Annotated in this window: 13 protein-coding genes; 9 read left to right on the top strand and 4 right to left on the bottom strand. The window is 63.5% G+C overall.

Going from position 1 to position 12,175, the window contains the following annotated elements; all coding sequences use genetic code 11:
• Positions 1 to 20: 20 nt before the first annotated feature.
• The 5 genes from KIO74_RS11605 to KIO74_RS11585 all read left to right on the top strand — a co-directional run bounded on the left by KIO74_RS11605 (position 21) and on the right by KIO74_RS11585 (position 4,963).
• Positions 21 to 371, top strand: coding sequence for a EutQ-related cupin domain-containing protein (locus tag KIO74_RS11605; RefSeq protein WP_213332129.1), 351 nt, complete (start codon positions 21 to 23; stop codon positions 369 to 371).
• A 259-nt stretch (positions 372 to 630) separates the two neighbouring features.
• Positions 631 to 1,464 carry an enoyl-CoA hydratase/isomerase family protein gene (locus KIO74_RS11600; RefSeq protein ID WP_213332128.1) on the top strand — a complete coding sequence of 278 codons (834 nt, stop codon included), beginning with the start codon at positions 631 to 633 and terminating at the stop codon, positions 1,462 to 1,464.
• Positions 1,465 to 1,647: 183 nt separating this feature from the next.
• The gene (locus KIO74_RS11595; RefSeq protein WP_213332127.1) at positions 1,648 to 2,301 is read left to right on the top strand and encodes a hydrolase; all 654 of its coding nucleotides are present in this window, start codon (positions 1,648 to 1,650) and stop codon (positions 2,299 to 2,301) included.
• 52 nt (positions 2,302 to 2,353) lie between these two features.
• Positions 2,354 to 3,853, top strand: a complete 1,500-nt coding sequence (locus tag KIO74_RS11590; protein WP_213332126.1) for an alginate export family protein — start codon at positions 2,354 to 2,356, stop codon at positions 3,851 to 3,853.
• A gap of 57 nt (positions 3,854 to 3,910) precedes the next feature.
• Positions 3,911 to 4,963, top strand: a complete 1,053-nt coding sequence (locus KIO74_RS11585; protein ID WP_213332125.1) for an Atu2307/SP_0267 family LLM class monooxygenase — start codon at positions 3,911 to 3,913, stop codon at positions 4,961 to 4,963.
• A gap of 132 nt (positions 4,964 to 5,095) precedes the next feature.
• Here the strand turns inward: KIO74_RS11585 and KIO74_RS11580 are convergent, their stop codons facing one another.
• The gene (locus KIO74_RS11580; protein ID WP_213332124.1) at positions 5,096 to 6,037 is read right to left on the bottom strand and encodes a LysR substrate-binding domain-containing protein; all 942 of its coding nucleotides are present in this window, start codon (positions 6,035 to 6,037) and stop codon (positions 5,096 to 5,098) included.
• A 117-nt stretch (positions 6,038 to 6,154) separates the two neighbouring features.
• Here KIO74_RS11580 and KIO74_RS11575 point away from each other — a divergent pair, with 117 nt between their 5' ends.
• From KIO74_RS11575 to KIO74_RS11565, 3 genes are all read left to right on the top strand, one after another.
• A complete protein-coding gene (locus KIO74_RS11575; protein WP_502762049.1) occupies positions 6,155 to 6,328 on the top strand; it encodes a hypothetical protein in 174 nt (57 codons plus the stop codon).
• Positions 6,329 to 6,386: 58 nt separating this feature from the next.
• On the top strand, positions 6,387 to 7,043 hold the full coding sequence (locus tag KIO74_RS11570) for a hydrolase (protein WP_213332123.1): 657 nt from the start codon (positions 6,387 to 6,389) through the stop codon (positions 7,041 to 7,043).
• 66 nt (positions 7,044 to 7,109) lie between these two features.
• A complete protein-coding gene (locus KIO74_RS11565) occupies positions 7,110 to 7,406 on the top strand; it encodes a putative quinol monooxygenase (RefSeq protein ID WP_213332122.1) in 297 nt (98 codons plus the stop codon).
• A 107-nt stretch (positions 7,407 to 7,513) separates the two neighbouring features.
• Here KIO74_RS11565 and KIO74_RS11560 read toward each other — a convergent pair whose 3' ends face one another.
• Positions 7,514 to 9,229, bottom strand: a complete 1,716-nt coding sequence (locus KIO74_RS11560; protein WP_213332121.1) for an ATP-binding protein — start codon at positions 9,227 to 9,229, stop codon at positions 7,514 to 7,516.
• A 183-nt stretch (positions 9,230 to 9,412) separates the two neighbouring features.
• On the opposite strand from KIO74_RS11560, the gene KIO74_RS11555 reads away from it, so the two are divergent.
• Positions 9,413 to 9,688 (top strand): DUF4242 domain-containing protein, encoded by a 276-nt coding sequence (locus KIO74_RS11555; RefSeq protein ID WP_213332120.1) that lies wholly within the window; start codon positions 9,413 to 9,415, stop codon positions 9,686 to 9,688.
• A 61-nt stretch (positions 9,689 to 9,749) separates the two neighbouring features.
• Here KIO74_RS11555 and KIO74_RS11550 read toward each other — a convergent pair whose 3' ends face one another.
• Complete coding sequence (locus KIO74_RS11550; protein WP_213332119.1) at positions 9,750 to 10,451, bottom strand: glutathione S-transferase family protein; 702 nt, start codon at positions 10,449 to 10,451, stop codon at positions 9,750 to 9,752.
• A gap of 43 nt (positions 10,452 to 10,494) precedes the next feature.
• Positions 10,495 to 12,051, bottom strand: coding sequence for an FAD-dependent monooxygenase (locus tag KIO74_RS11545; protein WP_213332118.1), 1,557 nt, complete (start codon positions 12,049 to 12,051; stop codon positions 10,495 to 10,497).
• Positions 12,052 to 12,175: the final 124 nt, after the last annotated feature.

Here is a 12,175-nt window from a genome sequence, read left to right as displayed (position 1 = left end):
GGTTAGAAGGAACAGGTCCCATGAAGGTTCGCAAGTTCGCCATCTCCGACGCAGCGCTGGAGCGTTCCCCCGGACAGGACGGGGACGTGTTTGTGGGCAATCTGGTCGATCAGCGCCATGGCTCCCCAATCACCATCGGCTATGGGCGCTATGGGCCGAACCAGACACTCGAGGAGACGATGGCCGTCGATGATGTGATGGTCGTTCTCGAGGGGCGGCTGTCGGTGGCGGGAAACTCAGGCAGCGTCACCGCAGGGCCAGGCGAGATCGTCCATATGCCCAAGGGCGAGAAGGTCACGATCCGCTCGCACGAGCAGGGGGCGCTCACCGCCTATGTCACTTATCCCCACTGGCAGGAGGCCCGGGAGTAAGTCCTCCAGGCGACGGCGCGGGCTCGGCGTCCCGCGTTTCATGGATGACGCGCCATTGGCCTCCTCGATCGGCGGGCTCGCGCGACTTTACGCCTTGTGCGCCGGGCTTTCCCTGACCCCTTGTTGGCGGGCGCAAAAGCGATCGAGCTCGTCCTGAAGCCCCATTCCGTTCTCGTGGCTGAACCGCCTCCAGCAGCACAGCCGCCCTTGAATGTGCAAACACAGGATCTGGAATCCTTGAGAAATAGAGAGATCCGCCATGGCTGACACAGATTTCCGCACGCTTGGTATTTCTCGGGCCGACGGGGTTGCGACGATCACGATCGACAATCCGCCGGTCAATGTCCTCGACGTTCCGTTGATGAGCGAGATCCGCAGCATTCTCCTGTCCCTGCGCGACGACCCGAGCGCCCGCGTCATCGTGTTCCAGAGCGCGGATCCGGAGTTCTTCATCGCCCACGTCGACATGACGTTGATCGATCAGCCCCACGCCTTCGACGATCTCGCGCGCGAAGCGCCCGAAGGCCTCAATCCGTTCCAAGCGTTCGGGGAGCTTCTCCGCCAGCAGCCGCAAGTGACGATCGTCAAGCTCGCAGGCCTCGCCCGCGGCGGCGGCGCGGAATTCGTCGCGGCGGCCGATATGGCGTTTGCCGCTGAAGGACGCGCCGGCCTCGCTCAGTGCGAGGCATTGATGGGCATCACGCCCGGAGGAGGCGCCACTCAATATCTGTCCGGTCGGATGACACGCGGTCGCGCACTTGAAGTAATCCTTGGAGGTGAGCTGATCGACGCTACGACGGCGGAGCGGTATGGCTGGATCAATCGCGCTCTGCCGGCGGCGGAGCTCGACGGCTTTGTTGATAGGCTGGCGCGCAACATTGCTGCCTTACCCCAAGGCGTTATTGCAGCAGCCAAGAAGGCCGTGCCCCCCGCAGAGCTTCGAGACGGGTATCGTCGCGAGCATGACGCATGGGCGGGCCTCTTTCAGCGCCCCGCGGCCGAAAAGCTCATCCGTGGCGGGCTCAAGGCTGGAGCTCAGACCAGGGATGGCGAGCGAAATCTGGAAAGCTTGCTCCGTGCGTTGAAGATCTGACGCGCCCCCACCGGCATCCGCGACGTTCACGTCTTCAGATTTTCGATATCCTATGCAGCGTTCCTCATTCTGCGACACAGTTTTACGGATCATGGAGCTACCGTATTTCTCGCAAAAGCGGCAATAAAAGGCATCGTTTCAGCAGTTTATCCCGCCTGAAACTGACGCGAGAAGAGGATAATCATGACCTTTCGCAATGGCCTTAAGTCGCTCCTTCGTCCTGAGGATTCGGTTCTCGTTCTGATCGACCATCAGCCCTATCAGCTTGCCAATCTAAACAGCCACGACCCTCAAATAGTCGTCAACAATACAACGGCTCTTGCAAAGCTAGCAAAAGCCTTCAATGTTCCGACCATTCTCACCAGCGTGATCGCGGCGCGCGGTGGACTTCTCTTTAAGCAGATCACCGACGTATTTCCGGACCAGGACGTCATCGATCGCACCTGGGTGAACACCTGGCAGGACGAGAATGTGGTGAGCGTCGTGAAGGCGACGGGCCGCAAGCAGCTGATCATCGCCGGCCTGTGGACCGAGGTCTGCGTCGCAATGCCTGTCATCCAGGCCGCCGGCGAAGGCTGGGACGTGACCGTGATCACTGACGCGTCGGGCGGCATCTCGAAGGAATCTCACGAAGTTGCCATCCAGCGAATGATCGCGGCTGGCGCGAATGTGATGACCGTGATGGCGCTCGCTGGCGAATGGCAACGCGATTGGGCGCGCACCGAGCATGCCGAGGAGCTGACCGAGATTCTCATCCAGCACTTCAGCGGCAGCGGCATCGCCTATCTTTGGGAGCAGCAGCTGCTCAACACGCCGGTGCCCAAAGCGGCCGGCTGATCGAAGCGGGATGACGAGAATCCTGCGCGATGCATTCCGCCGGACTGAATGCTTGTCGGGATCCGTCATCCCATCTCAAGGCTCGGCCGGAAGCGGCCACGCCCGGCATCAATCGCGTCGCTCAGGCGGGAGCGGCTGGCGACCGCCGGCGACGTCGATCCGGGGCTTCGTCGTCGCTATTATCGTTGGTGCTGCACAAGCTGACGCACAGGCACAGGTCGGGACCGATATCGGCCGCGCGCCGACCTTGACGATCGAGCGTTACCCCGAAAGCTGGTCTTATCTGGCAGACCCCGCCCGGCGGACAGGGCGGTGGACGGAGCCGCTCAAATACATCCCTTTGAGCACGGATGGATCGATCTATCTCACGACAGGCCTCGAATTCCGATCGCGCTACGAAGACTATGCCAATGTCCGTTGGGGTGAAGCGCCACACGACGGCTATGTCTGGCATCGCTTCATGCCCTATGCCGATTTCCATGTCGGAAAGCTGCGCCTGTTCGCTCAGCCCATCATCTCCGGAATATCGGGCGTCCGCCGCGCCAAGCGGCCCGTCGATACGACCGGCGCGGATATTCTGCAGGCCTTCATCGAGGTGGAGACGCAGGTCACGGAGGCGACTTCGCTGCGGATGTCTGCAGGCCGCAAGCTGATCGCGCTGGGCGCGGGACGCTTCGTCGACACGCGCTACGGTCCTAATATCCCTCAGGCCTTCGACGGCTTGGACATGGTTCTGACGGACAGCACCCGGCAGGTCACGGCTCTTGCCTTTCGTCCGGTCGACAACCGGCTGGACAATTTCGACGATCGGACGTCGACCCAGAAATCTCTCTGGGGCGTCTATGCGACGCAATGGCTGGGAGATGGTAGAGCGAACGGCTTCGACATCTATTATTTGGGGCTGCGCGACCGGAATGCGGTCTACGATCAGGGCGTCGGCAAGGAACTGGTCCATACCATCGGAACCCGCATATTCGGCGATACCGGCAGCGCATACTGGAACCTCGAGGGTGCCATTCAGCGTGGCAGGTTCGCAGGCCACCGGAAGGTGGCATGGGGAATCGGTGGGGAGATCGGCTATCGTTTTGCCCAGGCTCCGCTGCAGCCCGACCTCAAGCTCGCCACGGATGTGATTTCGGGCGACGACGATCCGGACGATCCCGAACTGGGAACGCTCAATCCCCTCTTTCCAAGGGGCAAGTACTTTGTGTCCCAGTCGCCGATCGGGCCGCGCAACCTGATCCAGCTTCGGCCTTCCATCACGATCCATCCGCGCAGGGATGTTGAGCTGTCGCTGTCGGGTTCGGCCTATTGGCGGCAGAGCACCGACGACGGGATCTACGCGATCTCGGGCGCCCTCGTGCGCAGCGGCAGGAATAGCGACGCGCGCTTCATCGGTACACAGGCCGAAATCGCCGTGGCCTGGCAGGCCACGCCGGAGCTCAACCTGGCGGCCTCGGTCGGCGTCTTCGATCCGGGAACGTTCATTAGGGAGACCGGCCCGGCTCAGGTCATCAAGCTAATCGGCGTCATGGCAAACTATCGGTTCTGACATGCGGTGCTCTCGAACCCATATCCCCGCGCCGCTGAATGAGCATAAGGATCACCTATGGAAATCGGTATCGACAGTTTTGCAGCAATCCTGCCCGATCCGGCGACGGGCAGACCTCCCTCGCCGACCGATCGCATGGCCGATCTCCTCGAGGAGGTCGAGGTCGCCGACCGGGCCGGGCTTGATGTCTTCGGCATTGGCGAGCACCATCGCGCCGAGTTTCTCGATTCCGCGCCAGCGATCATCCTCGCCGCCGCCGCGGCCCGCACCAGCCAGATCCGACTGACGAGCGCTGTGACGGTGCTGAGCGCCGCCGACCCGGTCCGGATCTTCCAGGAGTTCGCGACGCTGGACCTGATCGCCGGGGGCCGGGCCGAGATCGTCGTCGGCCGCGGCTCGTTCGGTGAGGCCTATCCGTTGTTCGGCGCGGACCCGCGCGACTATGACGAACTCTTCGCCGAGAAGCTCGCTCTGCTCCTGAAGCTCAACGAGACGACCTACCCGATCTGGAAGGGTCGCTTCCGTGCGGCGCTGGAGGGGCAGGGCGTCTATCCGCGTCCCCATCAGCCACGGCTGCCGCTCTGGATCGGCGTCGGCGGCACGCCGCAATCCTTTGCCCGTGCCGGCACGCTCGGGCTGCCGCTGATGGTGGCGATCATCGGGGGGACCTTCGAGCGCTTCCGCCCGCTCGTCGATCTCTATCGCGAGGCTGGCAAGAGCGCCGGGCATAGCCCCGACAAGCTCAAGGTGGGTGTCCATGCGATGGGCTTCGTCGGCGAAACCGACGCAGCCGCCAGAGAGGCGTTCTTCCCCGGCTGGGCGCACCTGACCGGCAGGATCGGCCGCGAACGCGGCTGGCCGCCACCGTCGCGGGAACAGTTCGACGCCATGGCGAGCCCGGAAGGCGCGTTCCTGATCGGCGATCCGGCGACTGTCGCGGCCAAGATGCTCCATGCCAGCGAGGCGCTCGGCGGTGTCTCGCGCATCACCTTCCAGATGAGTACCGCCTCGCTCGATACGGCGGCGATGAAGCGCTCGATCGAGCTTCTGGGCACCGATGTTGCCCCGAGCGTCCGGGCGGCCACCCACGCCACGAGAAAGGCGACCTGATGGCCGGAGTCAGCCTGGCGCACACCATCGCTCTTGCGAATGTCCTGATGGGAGCGGTCGTCGTTGCCGTGCCGCTGTTCCGGCGGCTCCGCATTGACAGGGTTCACGGCGAATGTGGCGCTGGCGGGCGAGCTAATCCGGCCTCGGATCATCGATTGGGGGCACGATCTTGTCGGCCTGTGCTCGCTGGATAGCGCACTCGCGGGCGAGGAAATCGACAAGTGCCCGAACCGAAGGAAGGAGCCCACGGCGCGAAGGGAAGACGGCATGGACGATACCCGCCCTAGGCCGCCAATCGGGAAGGACGTGTATGAGGCTTCCGGCCCTGATGTCATCCCAGATGAAGATGGTTGGCAATTGCACGGCTCCCGCCCCCGCGATCGCCGCATCGCGAAGGACCGACATGTCATCCGTGACCAGGCGAGGCGAATGCGGAACGGTTGCCACCTGGCCATCGGCGTGGTGCAGTTGCCAGGCGTGATCCCGATGCGGCGGCCCCAGATCAAGGCTGGGCAGGTTGTGCAGATCGCCGGGCGATTGCGGTGCGCCAATGATCAGCGCAGGGGCTGCAACAAGGCACTGGGTGCTTTCGTCGAGCCTCCTCATCACAAGATCGGTCGGCTCCAGCGGCGGAAATCGCACGCGGATCGCCAGATCGAATCCTTCAGCGATCACGTCGACGCGGCGATTGGTGCTCTCCAGGTGCACTTGGATGCCGGGATTCCGCATCATGAAGCGAGCAACTAGCTCGCCGAACTGGAAGGAGAGAAGCGCGGTGGGGCAGCTCATCCGCACTATGCCCCGTGGCTCCGCCTGTACCTCGGCGGCGATCTGTTCGGCCGCTTCCGCCTCGACGAGCATCGCGATGCAGCGTTCGTGGAACTCACGGCCAATCTCGGTCACCGAGAAGCGCCGCGAGGAACGGTTGAGGAGGCGCACGCCCAAACGCTCCTCGAGGAGAAGCACGCGGCGGCTCAGCCTTGATTTCTGAATGCCGAGCGCTCGCCCCGCCTGTGAGAAGCCGCCGTGATCGACGACGGCCGCGAAATAATAAAGATCGTTGAGATCCCGCATCGTCCCCTCAATAGGACGCTGCGTCGTCAATAGCAATCTTTTTGCCTTATCGTTGCGCTGATACTCATTTTTCATCAGGCAACCCGCCACGCGATGCATAGGGATCAGAGGTCGAACATGGCCAAAAGGGCTCTGGGCCAATACGGCAACGACCGGCAGCGTTGGGTAGGCGGCGGCTTTCCGGTTCGCTCGTTGGACCACACGCCGGGCGCGCATATCAGCCCATTCCTGCTGCTCGACTATGCGGAACCTACCAATTTCGAGCCGATCAAGCAGCGACGCGGCACCTGATCGAGGGCTTCGGCCCACCTCCAGCGCCAATACACGATCGAGGAAAGGAGACTTGCCAATGGCCAGCGAAGACATCCGCAACGCCAAAACCGATCAACTGCTCACGCCCGAGAATTCGGCCTTCATCATCATCGACTATCAGCCCATCCAGGTATCGTCGATCCGCTCGATGCCCCGGGACGAGCTGGTCTTCAACATCGTGAGCACGGCCAAGGCAGCCGTGAACTACAACCTTCCGATCATCCACTCGACGGTCAATGTTGCGACCGGCCGCAACAAGCCGCCGATTCAGGAACTGCGGGACGTGCTCGGCCACCTGCCGACCTACGACCGCACTTCGATCAACAGCTGGGAGGACACCGAATTCAAGCAGGCAGTCAAGGCGATTGGCCGCCGGAAGCTCATCATGACCGCTCTCTGGACCGAAGCGTGCCTGACATTCCCCGCGCTCGATGCGATCCAGGAAGGCTACGAGGTCTATGTGCCGGTCGATGCGGTCGGCGGAACCTCGCTCGGCGCGCACGAGGCGGCCCTGCGCCGCATCGAGCAGGCCGGTGCCAAGCTCATCAGCCGCGTGCAGATGTATTGCGAGCTCCAGCGCGACTGGGCGCGCGAGGCGACCATCCCCGGCTTCATGGATGTCTTCAACAGTTTCGACGGCTTCAATCCCGAGAAAGCCGCTGAGGAGGCGGCCAAGGGGCGCGCGAACAACTGATACATGTGACGAAGGTGGCGTTCGCGTTCGCGGCCGCCGCCTTCATCCCAGCAAGGAGCATGAAAAATGAGCGAGCTATTTATCGTCGTCGGGCTCAAGGCTAAGGCAGGCAAAGAGAATGAACTGCGCCGCGACCTTTCGGCGGTTGTCGAGCCGTCCCGCAACGAGGACGGCAACATCCGCTATGACCTTTTTGAGGATCAGGACGAGCCTGGACGCTTCGTGTTCGTGGAGGAGTGGGCCTCTGTCGAGGCACGGGCGAAGCATCACGAGCACGGCTCGCACATCGCGCATTTTCACGCCAACGGCGTGAACAACGTCGAGAAGACAGAATTCGCGCACATGCTGAAGCGCGTTGCCTGACACCGTCTGTCCTGAGGCTCGACGCGAAGCTTCTCGGACGCTCTGCCTGCTCCAAACACGCCAAGACGAGGGACAATTGCCGTCGACATCCGCTTCTGTGTCGCTGCCTAGTCGGAATACCGTCCAGAAAGAAACGCCGCGGCTCTGCCCACGTGAGCGTCCATATGCGCGCGGGCGGCGAGACTGACCCATTCGCGGGACAGCGCAGTTGCCACGTCGTTGCGGCCAAGCTTCTCGTTCGTCTCCACCCTGTTGGCGAGAATTTCGACTTGAAGTCCCACATAGGCGTCGGTCTCGCGGATGCAGCGCGCATAGGCTTCATCCAGCCACCGCGCCGCCGCCACCAGTTCGCCTTCGGCGGCATAGGTCAAGGCAAGTGAACGTGCCGCGGCGGCTTCCCAGCAGGGGTCCCTGAGGTGGCAACTGAGGGCATAGGCTTCTTCAAGAGGCCCACGGAGGGTGGCAGGTGCCTGCTGTCGACGAAGCCCCGTCTCGCCCAGGAGCGCGATAGGCCAGGGACGGAACGCGACCCAATGGACGTCATCAACGAGGTCGAGACACGCGCGTAGCCACGCTTCGGCGTCATCCAGATGTCCGGCGGCAAGCTGGCCCCACGCGCCCAGCCCCAGTGACCAGATTTCGCCCCGGCGATTGGCGGCACTGCGCGCGTGCTCTAGCGAGATCGAATAGTGTTCCAGTCCGCGTTCGACCTTCCCCCAATCGACCAAGTTGAAGGCGATGACTGCATGGATGCCGATCAGATCGCGGGCGCTTTCGGCGAAGCCCATCGCCGTTCGCAGATACCCGTCCGCGCCCGGACGGCGGCCGGCCAGCGCTTCGACATATCCGAGTTCCATGAACCCGGCCGAAGCGATCCCGTTGTAGCCGCGCGTGCTGGCGATTTCGGTGCATTGCTGGAGCATGATGGCGCCTTCGTCATCGAAGCCCCGGACTGAATGGACAAGGCCCCTTCCCAGCTCCAGCATGGCTTCGGCGCGCAAGTGGTGGTCCGTCACCTTCTCGGCGAGGGCGGCGGCCTGGCGGAGTGTTTCGATGCCTGCGTCCGGCGCCCCGGCCTCGAGGGCGGCCGTCCCTGAGCGGATCAGGGACCTTACATGCGCCTCAGACGAGATGCCGCCGGGAGGCGCGGCAACCGACAACCGGGCCGCGCTGCGCAGGGCCGGCGACGGAGCAACCCCGAGTTCCTCCGCGAACAGGTGCTCGGCCGCTTCGACATGCTTCAGTGCCGCTTCCGACCGGCCTGCCAAGATGAGGGCCTTGACGAGGAAGATGTTGGCGCTCTCGTCAAAGGCGTCGCGGCGGACGGCGATTTCAGCGATCCGGATTGCCCGGTCATGGTCGTGGATCGCGAGCGCTCGCATCGTCTCGCGCCTGATGCTGCGGTCGATGATGGCGGCGAGGCGCGCACGCTCCGCCAGCAACCACGTCGAGAATTCGGGGCCGGATTGTGGATCGGTCGCGCCGAGTAGCGGCTCCATGTCCTCGATCGAAAGCGCGTCCCGCTCCAGCAGCCAGAGATCGACCTCAGTTCCGGGAGGCAATCGCAGCTCGATCGGGTCACCGACGAGGCAGTCCGAAGCATTGAGTGCCTTTCGCAGCGCGGCGAGGCACCACCGCAATGATCCGAGGGGATCAACACTTTCGGAAAAAAGCTCGGCGGCAAGCGTATGCCTGTCGAGCGGTCGTTGCGAGAGGGCCAGGCGCGCGAGAAGCCCCCACGCCTGATGGCCGCGCACGACCTGACTACGGCCTTCCTCGTCGAGGATTGCCGGCTTGCCCAGAAGTTTTATCCGCCGTGCCACCGATTGAAACTCCAGCCATGAGTCCCGTTTCCGGCACGCCCCCGAGCGGACGATCAATGTCGCGTCGGGCCGTTTGACGAAGCGTTGGATATGTTTCTCACAATTCTTGGCAGCGTTCTGCGCGCTGTCAAACGGCTTGCCATCATAAAGCCTGGGTGAGCACGACACCAACAGGAGCATGAGATGAAGATGTTCGTGATCGAACGCGACATTCCCGGGGCGAATCGACTGACAGCCGATGAGTTGAAGGGGATCGCGGCAAAGTCCTGCGATGTGGTTGCGGGACTGGGAGTGCCATACAAGTGGCACACCAGTTATGTCGCGGGGGACAAGATCTACTGTGTCCACGAGGCCGAAAGCGCGGACGATATCTATCGCCATGCCCGCGAAGGCGGATTTCCGGCCGACAAGGTCACGGAGGTGGCCGCCATAATCGGCCCCCAGACGGCTGCGGCCTGACCGATTGATGAAAGGGCGGTGGGCGGGCAGGCCTGCCTTCCGCCTTTCACATAAAGCGCAATCAGGCAGTCTGGCAGCCGATGGCCCCGTGGATGGCCAGGCAATGGTCGACGAGATTGGCCTGGCGCGCGACGAATTGCTTCAGCGGCGTCTCGATCGGGTAGAAATAGATGTTGGCGATGAAGCCATAGACGCCGGCATCGAAGCTCGTCGGCGTCGGGCCGAACAGATAGCCTCCGGCTGGAATGAGATTGGCCAGCACGCGAAGGTCCGCGAGGCCCCGCGCATAGGCCGCGGGCGGAGCGTAGCGGCCGATGCCCTGGAAGTGGTAGCGCTGGGCGTTGAAGTCCTTTGCCTTGTTGAGGGCCTCGTCCGTGAGGTTCGGGTGGTGTTGCCGCAGGGCATCGCGGAACTGGGGCCAGAACGCCTCGTCCTTCCAGCGGGAATAGGACATGACCCAGTAGAGGTCATCGAGCATGCGCGTCACCAGATGTCCGGTGTCGCGCGCGGACGGGGTGAGGGCCGCGTCTAGGCTGCGCCCATATTTTGCGGCGACATGGGCGATGATCGCGTCGCTGTCGCCGATCGGCTCCCCGTCATCGACGATATAGGGCAGCTGCCCGCGCGGTGCCGCCGAGGCATCGAAGACATGCTCGTGGACAAAGGGAACGCCCGCGAGCCTCAGGAAGGCAAAGACCTTGAGGCCGTAGCCGTTGTTGTCGGCGACGCCGAACAGTTCCGGATAGGAATATAGCGTGATCATCGCATCTCATCCCTGACCGCCGCGCTGGCGTGAAGCGTGCAATCTATGCGACCGCGGCAGGCACTCCCTCGGCGGCGTCTGAATGCTGTGGCAAAAGGTACGAGGCCAGATGCGCATCGAGTGCGCTGATCGCGCTATCATCCAGCATGGGTGCCCGAAAGCCTATGAAACCATCGGGCCGGACGAGGATGGCGCCATCGTTGGAAGCGCCAGTTTCCGTCGGTTCCAGGCCGATGCTGCGCCCATCGACGATCGAGACGGTGTGTTGCCAGCGTGCGTCGAAAGCCTCGCGGCCCGGCGCGTCGCCGAAAACGATGAGATGGTGGCGCGTCCCGCTCAGGCGATGCCAGGTCGGAAGGCGCGTGCCGGTTGCGTCGTTGGCCGGCTGTGGCGCGATCAACATGCTTCCGGCATAGCACACATCGAGCATCGATCGCCTGCGCAGGGTGAGGAGAACCTCAGCCGGGCTTGCCGGTTGCAGAGACGGCGCGGGATCGGTGCCGCATTGGGCAACGAGGCCCATGATGAAGCTGTGAATTTCATCGGAGACGTCGAGGACGTGCTGGTCGGCCATTCCTCTCTCGATGGCATAGCTGTCGAGGATAGCCGGCCTGGCGGCTCCCTGGATCACCAGGGCGAGCTTCCAGGCGATGTCGGCCGCGTCCATGAAGGCCGCATTGATGCCTTCGCCGCCCAGCGGGCTCGACATATGCGCCGCGTCGCCGAGCAGGAAGCGTCGCCCGTCTCCGAGGCTGGGGACGGCGCGCTTGTGCATCCTGAAATAAGAGGCCCAACGCAGATCGTGCAGCCCGGCGTCGGCGCCGATGCGCGCGTTGACCAGCGCGCTGAGCTCCGCCTCGGCGGGCAGCGCGTCGCGCAGATCGTCGTCGTCCCGATTGACGAAGATCAGCCAACGGTGGTCTGGAAGCGGTGACACCAGAACAAAGCCGTCAGGTCCGACAATGACACGGCCGTGACCGGGCGGCGTGGACAGCCTGAGCGCCACATCGGCGACGATGTAGCGACCGTCGTAGGTCTCGCCGACGAGTTGCTGGCCCATCGCGTGTCGCGTCACGCTGTGGCCGCCGCCGGCTCCCAGCACATACGCGGCATCCAAAGTTTCCGTGCGTCCGTCGATCTCAAGCGTCACCTGGACGCCCGTGGGCTGCTCGTCGATCGACTCGACGTCAATTCCGTATTCGACCGTGATGCCCTCACGCGCCAGATGCTCCCGCAGGATGGCCTCGGTGCGCCACTGGGGCAGGCTGCACTGGAACGCATATTTGCTGCCTATGCCGGCGAGGTCCGCCCGCGCCAGTTCGCGCAGACCAGGCCCGAGGATCTGGATGTGTTCGATGCGCGTGCCGGCATCGAGAAAGGGACCGATCAGGCCGCCGCGATCCAGGATTTCCAAGACGGCGGGCTGGATGACCGTGCCGCGTGTTTCATGGTGCGGCGCGAGCCTCTTCTCGACGATACGAGGCCTGACGCCATGGCGCAGAAGCTCCGAGGCTGCGAATAGCCCCGCCGGGCCACTGCCGACGATCAGAACCGTGGCCGGGGGTTGAGGTACGCCTTGCCCATCGGAACGCAGTGCCATCGCTTTGCCCCCGCAACAGATCTATTCTTGAACCTTCTGATATGACCGGTGTGTATACTGCAGTTCAGCGGGGTTTGCGAGCCGTCCCGGCCTTCATTCTGGCGGCGTCGCGGCGAGCACGCGC

The sequence above is a fragment of the Chelatococcus sp. HY11 genome (assembly GCF_018398335.1).
Taxonomy (GTDB): domain Bacteria; phylum Pseudomonadota; class Alphaproteobacteria; order Rhizobiales; family Beijerinckiaceae; genus Chelatococcus.
Note: the sequence above shows the minus strand (reverse complement) of the source record. Positions and strands in the feature narration are given on the sequence as shown.